12 protein-coding genes and 1 tRNA gene are annotated in these 13,844 nt (G+C 53.1%); 5 read left to right on the top strand and 8 right to left on the bottom strand.

The genetic code is table 11. The features are described from left to right. Nucleotides 1-164 precede the first annotated feature (164 nt). From ACESNI_RS11770 to ACESNI_RS11760, 3 genes are all read left to right on the top strand, one after another. Complete coding sequence (locus tag ACESNI_RS11770; protein WP_373086904.1) at nucleotides 165-851, top strand: hypothetical protein; 687 nt, start codon at nucleotides 165-167, stop codon at nucleotides 849-851. Between the two features lie 113 nt (nucleotides 852-964). Then, a complete protein-coding gene (locus ACESNI_RS11765; RefSeq protein WP_373086902.1) occupies nucleotides 965-1,312 on the top strand; it encodes a hypothetical protein in 348 nt (115 codons plus the stop codon). Then, nucleotides 1,309-2,895 (top strand): recombinase family protein, encoded by a 1,587-nt coding sequence (locus tag ACESNI_RS11760; RefSeq protein WP_373086912.1) that lies wholly within the window; start codon nucleotides 1,309-1,311, stop codon nucleotides 2,893-2,895. Before ACESNI_RS11765 ends, ACESNI_RS11760 begins: the two co-directional genes overlap by 4 nt. Here the strand turns inward: ACESNI_RS11760 and ACESNI_RS11755 are convergent. Beyond that, nucleotides 2,846-2,922: transfer RNA gene (locus ACESNI_RS11755), tRNA-Arg, on the bottom strand. The two genes, ACESNI_RS11760 and ACESNI_RS11755, sit on opposite strands and share 50 nt — an antisense overlap. A gap of 203 nt (nucleotides 2,923-3,125) precedes the next feature. Between ACESNI_RS11755 and ACESNI_RS11750 the strand changes: the two genes are divergently transcribed. Then, complete coding sequence (locus tag ACESNI_RS11750; RefSeq protein ID WP_373086900.1) at nucleotides 3,126-3,875, top strand: glutathione peroxidase; 750 nt, start codon at nucleotides 3,126-3,128, stop codon at nucleotides 3,873-3,875. A gap of 99 nt (nucleotides 3,876-3,974) precedes the next feature. Here ACESNI_RS11750 and ACESNI_RS11745 read toward each other — a convergent pair whose 3' ends face one another. After that, nucleotides 3,975-5,453 (bottom strand): ABC transporter substrate-binding protein, encoded by a 1,479-nt coding sequence (locus ACESNI_RS11745; RefSeq protein WP_373086897.1) that lies wholly within the window; start codon nucleotides 5,451-5,453, stop codon nucleotides 3,975-3,977. After that, nucleotides 5,453-6,532 carry a P1 family peptidase gene (locus ACESNI_RS11740; RefSeq protein ID WP_373086895.1) on the bottom strand — a complete coding sequence of 360 codons (1,080 nt, stop codon included), beginning with the start codon at nucleotides 6,530-6,532 and terminating at the stop codon, nucleotides 5,453-5,455. The genes ACESNI_RS11745 and ACESNI_RS11740 overlap by 1 nt, the downstream gene beginning before the upstream one ends. A 49-nt stretch (nucleotides 6,533-6,581) precedes the next feature. On the opposite strand from ACESNI_RS11740, the gene ggt reads away from it, so the two are divergent. Beyond that, the gene (gene ggt / locus ACESNI_RS11735) at nucleotides 6,582-8,288 is read left to right on the top strand and encodes a gamma-glutamyltransferase (RefSeq protein ID WP_373086893.1); all 1,707 of its coding nucleotides are present in this window, start codon (nucleotides 6,582-6,584) and stop codon (nucleotides 8,286-8,288) included. A 19-nt stretch (nucleotides 8,289-8,307) separates the two neighbouring features. Here the strand turns inward: ggt and ACESNI_RS11730 are convergent, their stop codons facing one another. The 5 genes from ACESNI_RS11730 to ACESNI_RS11710 all read right to left on the bottom strand — a co-directional run bounded on the left by ACESNI_RS11730 (nucleotide 8,308) and on the right by ACESNI_RS11710 (nucleotide 13,660). Continuing rightward, nucleotides 8,308-9,081 (bottom strand): methyltransferase domain-containing protein, encoded by a 774-nt coding sequence (locus ACESNI_RS11730; protein WP_373086891.1) that lies wholly within the window; start codon nucleotides 9,079-9,081, stop codon nucleotides 8,308-8,310. A gap of 111 nt (nucleotides 9,082-9,192) precedes the next feature. Continuing rightward, a complete protein-coding gene (locus ACESNI_RS11725) occupies nucleotides 9,193-9,492 on the bottom strand; it encodes a hypothetical protein (protein WP_373086889.1) in 300 nt (99 codons plus the stop codon). An 80-nt stretch (nucleotides 9,493-9,572) separates the two neighbouring features. After that, the gene (locus tag ACESNI_RS11720) at nucleotides 9,573-10,904 is read right to left on the bottom strand and encodes a sensor histidine kinase (protein WP_373086888.1); all 1,332 of its coding nucleotides are present in this window, start codon (nucleotides 10,902-10,904) and stop codon (nucleotides 9,573-9,575) included. 521 nt (nucleotides 10,905-11,425) lie between these two features. Then, nucleotides 11,426-12,856: an NAD(P)/FAD-dependent oxidoreductase gene (locus tag ACESNI_RS11715; RefSeq protein WP_373086886.1), complete on the bottom strand. Its 1,431-nt coding sequence runs from the start codon at nucleotides 12,854-12,856 to the stop codon at nucleotides 11,426-11,428. A 15-nt stretch (nucleotides 12,857-12,871) separates the two neighbouring features. Beyond that, nucleotides 12,872-13,660 (bottom strand): TVP38/TMEM64 family protein, encoded by a 789-nt coding sequence (locus ACESNI_RS11710; protein WP_373086883.1) that lies wholly within the window; start codon nucleotides 13,658-13,660, stop codon nucleotides 12,872-12,874. Nucleotides 13,661-13,844 lie beyond the last annotated feature (184 nt).

The raw sequence follows: 13,844 nt of genomic DNA, 5'->3' as shown, positions 1-13,844 counted from the left end.
CGGCCTGCCGGTATTTCGGGATGCAGGGGATGACAAGTCAACTTGGCCCGAATTGGGATTGCCCCATCGTCGCGATGTTGCCGGTTAATTGGTCTGCTCTTCTCGGGCTGCTCGGAAATGGATAATTGAGGTTAATTAGAATGCAAATAAGGAAAGGATGCATCGTGAAAGTTAAGCAAACCATCATAGACAGGTTGAGCGGGCAACCGCGTGTTTCCCGCGCGGGCGATACGGTCTGTCTCAATGCTGCGCACCGCCTGCCGTCGAGCGGGCAAACGCACCTGGCCTTTCGGCTGGTTGGCCTGATCGGAGCTGTCGCCATTCTGGTGGCTCACTATCGGCCTGATACACCGGCGAGCGCGACGAACAACTTCTTTCTGGAACAGGCCGATACTGTCATCGCCGGTCTTGCCCATGCTTTTGAACGTCTGGCTGCTGTCGCGCATCAGCAAACGCTGAACGTGCCGCTTGAAAGCCTGCAAGGTTGGCTGTTCGCGCTTATCTGGCTGGGCGGCATCTGGATGTTCTGCAATAGCGGGCTGCTTGATCTCTACACCTACCTGACCAACCGTGAACAGGTTCGCATCGAAATCGACGATCAGCATTTGAGCGTCCGGCATGGCGCGTTCCGGTTTGCAAAGAAGATCGCGCGGAACCGCATTCAGGATGTGTTGATCCTGGCTAATCATTCATGCGGGTACGATGTGATGTTGCAACATGCGGAGGGCTTGACGCGGCTTGCCAGTATTTACGGAAACCTAAGCAGGCCAACGCTCTTCAAGCTACGGCTTCAACAAGCTCTTTCGGAAGTCAAATCGACCGAAAGCGCGTCAATCGGGCTGGCCGCATGAACATTGCAGGGAATATTGAGAATATATTGGAAGGAGTGGTTTTTGCATAACACTACTAAAGGTTGTAAACTAAAGATAGAGCCATTATTTGCGCTGTCCGGAAAGGAAGTTTGATGAAAGACGATATCAACACAGGCACCGAAAAGAGCTTGTCTGAATATTTTGCCTTTTCGACGCAGCGTATTTTAACCGTCGATGTCGAAAAGTATGAGCAGTATCTACAGGGCTCAAATCTGGACGACGATCAAAAGGAGGAGTTCCTGAACGCGATTTGGGCCTTCGTGTCTGCGTTCGTTGAACTGGGCTTTGGGGTGCATCCTCTCCAAGAAGTTTGTGGACAAGACGACCAAAGGCCCAAACAGGGTCCCAAAGTAGCGTTCGATCAGGTAAGATCGGAACAATTATCGCAGATTGAACCCAAAAGCAGAACCGGCCCCCATGGTCGGCTGGAGGCGGAATGACTCAGAACGACAAGCAAATGCTCGAAATTACCAAGGCCGTTATTTATTGCCGTGTATCGACGACGCGGCAAAAGACAGAAGGTGGCGGCCTTGAAAGCCAGGAGCATCGGTGTCGCCAATATGCCGACGCTCAGGGCTATGGGGTCGAAGCGGTGTTCCCTGACGATGCCTCGGGTGGCGGGGATTTCATGAACCGTCCTGGCATGGTAGCGCTCCTGAGCTATCTCGATGCACAGCCAGACAAGAACTACGTGGTTGTCTTTGATGATCTGAAACGCTTCGCCCGTGATACAGAGTTTCACATCAAGTTACGACGGGAATTCCAAGTGCGCGGCGCGCGGATCGAATGCCTGAATTTCAAACTTGATGACTCCCCCGAAGGCAAATTCGTTGAAACGATCTTTGCGGCACAAGGCGAGCTTGAACGAGAGCAAAATCGTCGCCAGGTCATCCAGAAGATGAAGGCTCGTGTCGAGAAGGGTTACTGGGTGTTTCATGCACCGATTGGCTACAAATACGGATCGGATCGTATTCATGGAAAACTGTTGGTACGGGATGAACCTGTTGCTTCCATTGTTGCGGAGGCATTAGAAGGCTTTGCAAGCGGACGGTTCCGCTCACAGGCCGAAGTTAAGCGATTCTTAGAAACCAAGCCGGATTTCCCGAAGGATTTGCCAAACGGTGAAATCCGGGCGTGGAAAGTCACCAAGTTGCTCAATCGCGCGACCTACGCCGGATACGTGGAAGCGCCGAATTGGGGCATTTCACTCCGCAAAGGGCATCATGAGCCTCTTGTCAGCTTCGAGACGTTCACCCGCGTTCAGGAAAATCTGAAAGAAGGCATTCGTCCTGCGGCCCGCAAGGACATCAACGAGGATTTTCCCTTACGTGGCTTTGTCCTATGTGATGACTGTGGCAAGCCGATGACGGCTTGCTGGTCGAAGGGTTGTCGAAAACCTTATCCTTATTACCTTTGTAACGCGCGCGATTGCGTCAGTTCCAGAAAATCCATTCCGCGCAGCAAGATTGAAGACGGATTCGCTGACATCTTAATGAGCTTGCAACCAACGCAGCAACTTTTCGGGCTGGTGAAGGCCATGTTTAAAGATGCTTGGGATATGCGACTTGTAGAGACACACGACGCCAAGGAAACCATCGTGAAGCAGCTACAGGACATAGAGAAGCAGATTGAGGGCCTTTTAGACAGGATCGTTGATGCGTCTAGCCCGTCCGTCATTGGGGCCTATGAAGGGCGGATCGCAAAGCTGGAACGGGAGAAAATTCTTCTGAATGAGCAAACACGTCGAATCATACCACCAAAGGGGAGGTTTGAAGAGTTTATCGAACTATCGCTCGAATTTCTGTCAACGCCTTGGAATATATATGATAATGGCGATCTACTTCTCAAGCAAACAGTGCTTAGATTGGCATTTTCAGAGCCCTTGCGATACTCCCGAAAAGAAGGGTATCGAACTATAGAAACTGCCTTTCCTTTCAAGGTGTTAGCAGGATTTAACAGTCAAAATAGTGAGATGGTGCACCGGGGAAGATTCGAACTCCCGACCCCTAGATTCGTAGTCTAGTGCTCTATCCAGCTGAGCTACCGGTGCCTGAGGATCGGGAAATTAATCAAAAGGGGTCGGTATTGCAAGCGATTAAAGCAAAATCGCTCAAAAAGCTCCTTATGCGGATTTTTAACCGGCCATAGGCCTGCACAAATCATATTTTATAATAATTCTAAAAATTACTTGCAATATATTTTCCAGCATCTATATGGTTTGGAGTAAGCAAACATGCAAATCTGGAGTTGATAATGCTAAAGAATATCGAAGGGCAAAACGTCCCGACTGTTACCTTTAAGGTTCGCGAAGACGATAGCTGGAAGGAACTGACAACCGACGACCTGTTTGCCGGTCAAAAAGTTGTTCTGTTCGCCCTCCCCGGCGCGTTTACACCGACCTGTTCGTCCTCTCATTTGCCAAGATATAATGAACTGGCCCCGGCATTCAAGCAGGCGGGCGTCGACAGGATTATCTGTCTGTCCGTGAACGATACATTTGTTATGAACGAATGGAAACGCAGCCAGAATGCCAAAAATATTACCTTCCTTCCCGACGGATGCGGTGATTTCTCGGAAGGAATGGGCATGCTCGTCGACAAGGGGAACCTTGGCTTTGGCAAGCGATCATGGCGCTATTCAATGCTCGTGAATGACGGCAAGATCGAGAAAATGTTTATCGAGCCAGAAGTGGAAGGCGACCCCTTTGACGTCGCTGATGCCGATACCATGCTTGATTATATCGCACCGGAAGCAAAAAAACCGCAATCGATAACGATATTTTCAAAACTCGGCTGCAGCCATTGTGCCAAAGCGAAAACCGCGCTTGATGATGCCGGGCTCGACTATGAGGAAATTGTGCTCGGCACAGATGCCACCGCACGATCGCTACGCGCCGTCTCTGGTGCGCTGACAACGCCGCAGATTTTTGTCGATGGCGTTAAAATCGGCGGTGCGGATGACCTTGAGACATATCTCGCGTCCGGCCAATTAGCCGCCGCGTAAAAATCTGGAAAATGAGGGGTGCCCCAACCGGGGCAGCCTTCAAAAAGAAACCCGCTGATCTCCCCCCCCAGCGGGTTTCTTGTTGTTTATAGCTCTGGATTAATCGCTCCAGGACATCCGTGCGACATCGGTCGCGAACAGCGGCAGGTCTTTCCAGACGCCGTTCAGGCCCTTACGAACGATGATGACACGCGGCAACTCAAACAGGTAACCGTTCACCGCATCCTCGGCCAAGATCGTCTGGGCCTCTTTCAGCAGTTTGGAGCGATCGTCCATCGAGACCGCCGTATCAGCCTGAGCCATGATATCGTTGAACTTCTTGTTCTTGTAGTTGAAGTAGTAATCATCGCGAGCATAGATCCCAATATCCATTGGCTCGACATGGCTGACGATCGACAGGTCATAATTCTTTTTCTTATAGACCTCATCAAGCCACTGGGCCCAGTCGACATTGATAATCTTGATCTTGAATCCCGCCTTTTCAAGCTGCGAGGCGACAATCTGACCGCCCTTGCGGGCATAGTCTTCAACCGGCGGCAGCTTTAGGGTTAATTCAAGCCCGTCAGGATAGCCCGCTTCCTTGAGCAGTTCCCTGGACTTTTCCGGGTCATACGGATAGGTGCCCGTCAGATCGACATAATCCGGGTCCTGCGGCGAGAAATGCGACCCGATCGGCGTGCCATAGCCAAACATGGCACCATCAATGATCTCCTTGCGGTTGATGGCATGCGCAATCGCCTGACGCACTTTCAGCTTGGAGAGCGGCTCGCGCGCATTATTCGTGCTGAGGACCGTCTCACCGTTGGTGTTACCGACGAGGATATTGAAATCCTCTTTCAGGGCATCACTTGTCAGCATTTCATTCGGCACGTCGGCCGCATCGACATCCCCCGCCAGAAGACCGGCAAAGCGGGCCGTGCCGTCGCTGATAAAGCGAAAAGTCACCTTCTTGATCGCGATATCCTTCTTGTCGCGGTAGGTGTCGGCCAGGCTCAGCTTGAGGCTGTCGCCCTTGGTCCAGCTATCGAATTTGTAGGGACCGGTGCCAACAGGCTTGGTGGCGTTGGTCTTGTCAGAAGCCGGATCGACGATCACCGCCGTCGCCTCTCCCAGTTGGGCCAGAAGCTGCGGGTTCGGCTCTTTCAGCGTGATGACGACTGTTTCGGCATCCGGCGTCTCGACGCTTTTTATGTTTTCAAAGCGGTCTTTACGCTTGTTCTGGCTGTCCGGGGCGGCATTGGCATCGAAGGTATATTTCACATCCGAGCTGTCGAAATCGGCGCCGTCCTGAAACTTGACGCCCTTTTTCAGCTTGAAGGTATAGGTCTTGCCATCATCGCTGATCGTCCAGCTTTCCGCAAGCAGCGGATTAATAGAGCTGTCCTCGCCAATTCGCGTCAGTCCCTCATAGATGTTATAGAGTGTGGTCAGCGAAATCGCCGCGGCGGCACCAGTACGCGGGTCCAGCCCCGGCGGCTCCAACCTTGCAGCGAACGTCACGCTGTCTTTGGCCGCGAAGGCCGACACCGGCGATAAAACGGCACTGGCAACCGCCGCCGCCATCAGTATTTTTTTCATCAACTCTCTCCCTTATGCAGGTTTTTCATAAATTCAGATTTATATCCTGGTAATCCGCCTAAACTCTCAGCGTTATAGACGCCCCGGGCGACTGCGCGGGCAACACAGTCTGCCGCCATGGCCCCGATCTTTGCGAGACCAAGCGGTCTTGGCCCATCCATTTCTTTTTTCTCCGTCGATAATGTAAAAATACTATCTCCGTCGAACGGGGAATGTACAGGCCTAATTGCGCGGGCCAATCCGTCATGGGCCATAATCGCGACCCGTTTTGCCTCAGATTTCGTGAGGGTTACATTGGTGGCAACGACAGCAATGGTTGTATTCTCCGCCAGCCGGGAATCTTTTGGCATATCCAGCGATATATCCCCGGCAAGATGCGGGGCGCCCAAGCCGCCGAATTCACCGTCCTGTTCGAAGGCCCAGGCCCAGAAATAATGAGTTCCCGGGATCAGCACGCTGCCAACCGGATTGACCGCAACGACAGCGCCGACCTGAACGCCGCTCTCATGAACAAGCGAGGCACTGCCGAGACCGCCCTTGTATTTTCCGGCAGCCGCGCCATAGCCCGCGCCAACATTGCCAAGTGGAAAATCAGTGCTGACATTTTCAGTCGCCACCCATCCGAGATGTCGGTAGGGCGGCATATCTCCCCAGTTCTTGTCGCCGCTGTTTCCCAGATCAAAAAGGATGGCAGAGGGTACAATCGGCACGCAAATTCCCTTGTTCGTATATCCCCGCCCCTGCTTCGCCAGTGCCATCACGGCGCCGGATGCAGCCTCAAGCCCGTAAACCGAGCCGCCGCTCAGAACGATGGCATTTACACGGTCGACCAGGCAATCGGGACTCAAAACCTCGGTTTCACGGGTTCCAGGACCGCCACCGCGTACATCGACTGCCCCCACCGCTGCCGTATCGGGAACAATCGCGGTGACACCCGTGAAGACCTCACGGTCCTCGGCATTGCCGACCTGAATGCCGTCGACGTCAGTAATGAGATTCTTGGGGCCGGGTTTCATCATGCTTTTTAGGTCTTTTTTTTTGACAGCGGGAAGGTTAGCCTTGGCATGCGTAGCGGTCAACTTTTCTTCGCAATTGCGAGAAGGCTGCTTATAAAGGAGCTATCCTGTCATGAAAATACCTGTCTTCCTCAGGCTGTCGGCGCTGGCGCTGATAGTTGCGACCTCAATGATGCAGACGCAGGCCGCCGCACAGGAGCCGGGCAAATTCATGATTTCGGCGGCTAATCCGCTCGCGGCAGAGGCCGGTCGGGATATGCTGGCCAAAGGCGGCAGCGCGATCGATGCGGCAATCGCAACCCAAATGGTGCTGACGCTGGTTGAACCGCAATCATCAGGGATCGGCGGTGGCGCTTTCCTGCTTTTTTTTGACAACGCGACTCACCAACTCATCACCTATGATGGGCGCGAAACCGCCCCGGTCACCGTCAAGGAAACGCATTTCCTCCATGCGGACGGTAGTCCGAAAAAGTTCTACGAGGCGGTTGTCGGTGGCGGTTCTGTTGGGGCCCCGGGGATTGTTGCCATGATGGCACTGGCCCATAAGGAGCATGGCATCCTGCCGTGGAAAGACCTTTTCGACCCAGCCATACAACTGGCGAAAGCCGGATTCCCGATATCGGAGCGCCTTCATTTCCTGATTGACCGGGACAAATACCTGAAGACCAAATCCGCCGCCGCGCAGTATTTCTACACCGACGAGGGACAGGCAAAGCCGGTCGGGACGATCCTGAAGAACCCGGCCCTTGCCGAAACCTTAAGCCGTATTGCGACAGAGGGCCCGAAAGCCTTCTATACCGGGAAAATTGCCCGCGCTATCGTTGCCGCGGTCCAATCCGACACCGAGAATCCCGGACTGCTCAGCCTTGCCGATCTCGCCGACTACAAGGCCGTCAAACGGGATCCGGTATGTGCCGACTATCGGGAGAACAAGGTATGCGGCATGGGTCCGCCAACTTCCGGCGGAATTACTATGCTGCAAACTCTGGGAATTCTGGAAAACTGGGACCTGCCGTCGATGGGCCCCTTGAGTACCGCATCGATCCACGTGATCGCACAGGCCAGCGCCCTCGCCTTTGCGGATCGTGGAAAATATCTTGGGGATGCAGACTTTCTCGATATCCCCGTTACCGCCCTCTTGGACCGCTCCTACCTGCAGGCCCGCGCGAAACTGATTGATCTGGACAAATCTCAAATTCCCTTTGACCCCGGCACGCCACTGCGCAAACAGGGAGCGCTCGGTCTGGACGATGCCATCGAGCTTCCCTCCACCAGCCATTTCAGTATCGTCGATCAGAACGGCAATGCGGTCTCCATGACGACATCGGTCGAGAATGTTTTTGGCTCCCGCCTGATGACGGAAGGATTTATCCTGAATAACCAGCTCACCGATTTTTCCTTTAATCCGGTCGACGCGGCGGGGTCCGTCGCTAACCGCATCGAGCCGAAAAAGCGTCCGCGCAGTTCGATGTCACCGACAATGACGTTCGATGCTGACGGGAACCTCAAAATGGTGATCGGATCACCGGGCGGTAGCCGGATAATCGGCTATGTTCTTGCGACAGTTATCGGCGTTCTTGACTGGAATATGGATATGCAAACAGCCATCGACATGCCGCATTTCATCGATCGCAACGGCAGCACGTTAGACCTGGAGGCCGGAACAGCATTAGCTGGGCAGCAAGCCGATCTGGAGGCGTTGGGATATAAGGTTGCGGTTCAAACGCTGAATAGTGGACTACATGGCATTCTGGTCACGCCGGATGGCCTGCAGGGGGGCGCCGATCCGCGGCGCGAGGGCGTGGTGCTCGACCACTAGGGAATCGCGCCCTGTTGCGTCAATCAGCGTCCAGCTGAACAACGATGAAGAGGCGCGAGAACGGATAGAGTGTCGAGCCATCCTGTCTTTGCGGATAATCCTCAAGCAATCGTTTTGCATATTCGCTTTCGAAAGCCTCAATATCCGGCCCTTTCAACACTTGCAGGAACGGGCGCAACGCCGTCCCGCGCGTCCATTGAAGGACCGCATCTTTTCCGGCCAGAACCTGAAAATAGGTTGTTTCCCAAATATTCACCTTGGCCGCGAGAGGAGAGAGAAGATCGAAGTACCAGTTAATGTTATGCACCGGTGCCGGACGGACAAGGGACCCCAGCTTATCAATCCATTCCGGTGACTGCGCAAGGTCGTATAAATTCTGATGCGATGGCGCGGTGAAGTTATTGGGCATCTGAACTGCCAGAATTCCGCCCGGGCGGAGTTGCGACAGCAGCTTCGGAAACAGGAGTTCATGGTGACCCAACCATTGCAGGGCGGCATTGCTGAAAATCAGGTTGCCCTTGCTGGTCGGCTCAAAATTACTGATATCATCCTGCTTCCATTCGATCGACGGATGATCTTTCCGCGCCTTGTCGAGCATTTCCCGCGAATTATCGATGCCGGTAATAATCGCCTCATTCCAATGCTGCGACAGCAAGGAGGTCACGTTCCCCGTTCCGCAGCCAAGATCATAAATCACAGAGGGAGAATTCAGCGGCACTTGCGACAGCAAATCCAGGGCAGGACGCAATCTGTGATCTGAAAACATAATATACTGGTCTGGGTTCCACGTCATGATATGTCATATCTCCTAAAGGGAGCGATATCAGACAAGGTAACAAGTTTCTATGGTAAATAAAGTCAAGTTTCGGAAAAAGCCTCAAAAAGAAACCTTTATCGCCAGTGCCTATGACGGGTATTGCGGACAAACCGGCGTGCACAGCACCTGACCATCCGGATCGGGAGACTCCAGCTCCTGCACAGGCTTGACACGTGGCGATCGTTCGGTGTCATAAGGGTTCCGCTCACTATAGCAATCCACGGTACCGATCGTTTTATAGCAATAGACCGGCGGCTGAACGGCGAGGTAGCCATCCGGGCAAGGCCCATTGCCAGAACAGGAGGAGGCGTCGTCCGTCGAGCAACCCGCAATGAGGATCAGGCCAAGAAAGAAAATGCCGACTTTCAAACACCGTATCAAATTCATTTAAATCACCATAAATGTCACTCTCATGCCGCAGAGAGCACCGTTGCAAACGAGAATAGGCGCTTACGGTTTAAATTGGGTTAATCCGGGATATCAAGGCAAAAAACCGTGCCGTTGACGTCACTGCGTTCCAGCAAAATTTCGCCGCCGTGTGCCGTTATCAATTCGTGGGCAATAGACAGCCCCAGACCGGTGCCCTCAGAGCGGGTCGACCCTGAAAACGGCTCGAACAGATGCTCCTTCGCCTTGGCGGGCAATCCCGGACCGCTGTCAGAAATTCGAAACAATGTATGATTTGCAGTGCGCGCGGCGCTGATGTCGATGACCCCTCCCGCCTCCATCGCCTGCACCGAATTCCGACACAGGTTGAGCAAAATACGGTAAAACTGATCGCGGTCCGCATTGACCATCAATCCCGCCGGAATCTGGCTGTTCCAAACAATAGTATTGTCTTCGGATAAGCCAACCGAGGTTTTGACCTCATTGACGAGGGCTGCGAGCAGAAACCGCTCTTTTTTCGGCTCCCGTTCTTCCGCCTTTCCGTACTTTAATGTTTGCGTACAGAGGTCAATCGCCCTGTCGATACTCGTCATTAATCGCGGCACAATCTTCTGGACTTTTGGGTCCTTGATTTCCGCAAGACTATCACTGACGATTTGTGACGTGGACAGGATATTCCGCAGGTCATGGCTGATTTTCGTTACCGCCGTTCCCAGGGCCACCAGATGTTGCTTCTGCTTAAGCGCCGCCCGAAGCCGCGTCTGCATAATTTCAAGCTCGCGTTCGGCCACGCCGATCTCATCCTGTCGTTTCGACGGAACAAGACGCCGCGTGATATCCTCGGGGGCGCGGCGAAAAGCTATCATGCTCTCACTCAGGCGGCGCATCGGCCGAACCATCATCCAGAGCAGCGACAAATAGACAAGAACCGCCGTAAGGGTCGAGATAATCAGGGAAAGCAAGAAAATATTCCAGGCATAATCATACATGGCGGCAATCAGTGGGGTTTCATCGATCACAACCTCCAGGGATGAATTGGGTTCGTTCTCGATCGGTGTCACAACGCGGATGATCCGGCCCGGGCCGATCATGAGACTCATGAAGGCATCCTCGATCAGCATCAGCGGGTTACGGTCCGCGAGGTCAAAATCAGCATCAATGCTGGGCGGCATATTTTCACTGAGGATCAACAGGCGTGAATTGGCGCCGTGAAAGACCACACTACGCGCGCCGACACGAAATAGCAGCTCTTCCCGTAATTCATCTGACACCATGTTGTCCGGGGATGCCAATAGTGACAGCGTCGCCAAATGGGCGAAATCGGTTATCTTGATGAGATAGTTAAGGCGAAAAAACGCGATGGACGGCACGAAAATAAGAACTTCCGCGAGCATGACAAAGACCAGAGTCAAGATCAGCAACCTCGCCGAAAGACTATGAAGGGTGCCCGATATTTTTCGAAAAATAGCCATTGTGCAGAATAGACCAAAAAAACAGGCTGGTATCAACTTAATGATACCAGCCTGTTCATCCAGAGAAAAACTGCACTCTCCGACGTTGTCAAAGTTTAGTCAGCTTTTTTAGCCGCACAAGGATTACAGGGATTGCAAGCCTTCTTGGCTGCACACGGGCTGCAAGCCTTCTTGGCCGCGCAAGGGTTGCAAACCTTCTTGGCCGCACAAGGGTTGCAGGCCTTCTTAGCTGAACAGGCCCCGCAGGCACTCTTAGGCGCACATTTTGCCACGGCCATTGGCACCACGGCAGAGGCTGCCATTGTTGCAATCGCAGCGGCGGTTAGAACTTCCTTGAACATAATGGTCTCCCGATTTGTTTTATTTATATGCTAGGCGTTAAGCGCCCGGGCCATAAGAATGGGTCGACTGCCGTTAAAAGCCGAATCAACTGATATAACGAATGCGTTATCGAACCGCCGTTATCCGAAAAATGAGAGAAACCGGACCAGCCGGCGGGTTCCGGGACTGAAAAGGCTGGCCGTATAATATGTGCCCGCGGCCCGTTTACTGATTTCCCCGAATGTCGGATAGGGGGCAATATAACTCGCCATTGTTCCAATTTTCAGCTTGCCGGTAATCGCAACCCCCCAGGGATGAATGAGTTCTCCAGCATGCGGTCCTACGATACAGGCCCCGAGTATCTTCCCCCCTTTTGTGGTAATCACCTTGATGCAGCCTTTTGTCTGCCGTTCGGTTCTGGCGCGATCGATGTCAGCAAAGGGAAAATTCAATATCTTTATTTTGTCGCCGTGCTTTTCGCGGGCGGCGGCCTCGTTGAGCCCGACGTTTGCAAGTTCCGGATCGGTAAATGTTACCCAGGGTACAGCGGCATAATTGACCTTGGCGGGCAGCCGGAAAAGTGCATTTCGAATAACAATTCCGGCATGATAGTTCGCAATATGTGTAAACTGATATCCGCCTGCCGCATCCCCGATAGCAAATATTTTCTTGTTGGAACTGCGAAGGCGGTTATCAACCACGATCCCCTTGGCCGAATATTCGACACCGGCGGCCTCGAGATTTAATTTCTCGACATTTGCCACGCGTCCTGCCGCCACCAGCAAGTGGGAGCCCTGAAGTGTTTCGGTTGTCGCGTCCTTGCCAAGCGTGATGCGGTAACTGCCGTCCGTCTCTTTGGCGACATTGGAGATTTTTACCTCTTCGCGAATGCCGATGCCCTCGGCACGCAATTGCGCAAGGACAACCGCACTCATCTCGGGATCGTCGCGCCCGAAAGCCTTGAAGGCTTCCAGTACCGTCACCTTTGACCCGAGCCGCGCATGGGCCTGTGCCATTTCAAGGCCGATAGGACCGCCGCCAATGATCAGAAGATGCTTAGGCTTTACTCTGTTTTCAAATATCGTCTCGTTTGTTAGGTAACCGGCGTCCTCAAGCCCTGGAATGGGCGGCGCGGTGGCGCGCGAGCCGGTCGCGATGACAAACCGCCGGGCCTTGACACGGCGATCGTCAACCTCGATTTCATTGGCCGAGACAAAGCGGGCATAGCCACGCAGAACATCAACCCCGAGACTCTCAAATCGCGCGACCGAATCATGCGGTGCAATCCCGGCAATAACGCCCGCCACATGGTTCATCACCGCCCCAAAATCGACGTCTGGCGGCGGACCGGAAACACCAAATTTTTCGGCATCATTGAGCGCGGCCGCCTTTTTTGCCGCGGCGATCAAAGCCTTGGAAGGAACACAGCCGAAATTAAGGCAGTCGCCGCCCATCTTCCCGCCCTCGACCAGCACTGTGCTCGCGCCCATCTGGCTGGCGCCAGCGGCAACCGACAGACCACCAGACCCCCCACCAATAATGCATATATCAGCCGTCAATTGTTTCGCCATGTTAAATATCCAATCCTATGTGCTTTTCTTTTTTTGGAATTTTTTAATGACAATCGGTAATAATGAGATAACGCCCAGCGCAATAAATGCGAAAAATATTTCCTTCGTGATGAGGGAGGAAATATGGAAATCAAGCCTGCAATCCGAATTTCCCGTAGCCAGACATGCCTGATATTTTTCTTGTTGCTCGACAATGATACTATCAAGCCCAACCCCGAGATAGGCGAAAACGAAAGTCCCCGGAATTATGCCGATGGCGGTCCCTATAATATAGGTACCAAGCCCGACCCCGAGAAACGCTGGCGCAATATTGATAATCCAGAACGGGAAAACCGGAACAAGCCGTAAAAACAAAAGATAGCTGAGCGCATTTTCCTCAAACCCGCTTTCCAGTTTTTTCAGCCATGGCCCCGCCCGCCGTCGGAGCGGCTGGCCAAGGGATGTAGCGGCGATCATGAACAGGATGGTGGCCCCGACGGTCGCGGCAAATACTGCCATGAAGCCAGCGGCGATCCAGCCAAACAGAAAGCCCCCGGTCACGGTCATTAATAGGCCCCCGGGAAAGGAGCACGCCACGACGATTACGTATAACCCCATAAACAGAAGTGCTGCCAGAAAGTAATTTTTGTCGACGAACTCAAGCAGCGTGTCCCGATTGTCACTCAGCCATTGAAAGGTAAAATAATCATCAAGATCGAACAGGAAAAATACTATCAGAATTAGGGCAAGAATAATGACGGGAGCGAGTTTGCTAACGGAAATACCGCCTGGCGCATTGCCCTTCGGATCGGCAATTTTACCCATTTATATGGTGTCTCCTGTCAGCCTTATAAGCGCCGGAATTCAAAACTAGCATAAACTTTCTCCACTCGACAGAATTTCCCCAAATCCCGTACAATCGTTTCCGTTCGCTCCCGCTCACCGGTTAGTGGAACATATGGACAATTGCAATTTCCGGAAGTCCCTCTCACCCAAATGTGAGACGAAT

Origin of the sequence: Sneathiella sp. (assembly GCF_041689005.1) — a bacterium.
In the GTDB taxonomy this organism is placed as follows: Bacteria; Pseudomonadota; Alphaproteobacteria; order Sneathiellales; family Sneathiellaceae; genus Sneathiella.
Note: the sequence above shows the minus strand (reverse complement) of the source record. Positions and strands in the feature narration are given on the sequence as shown.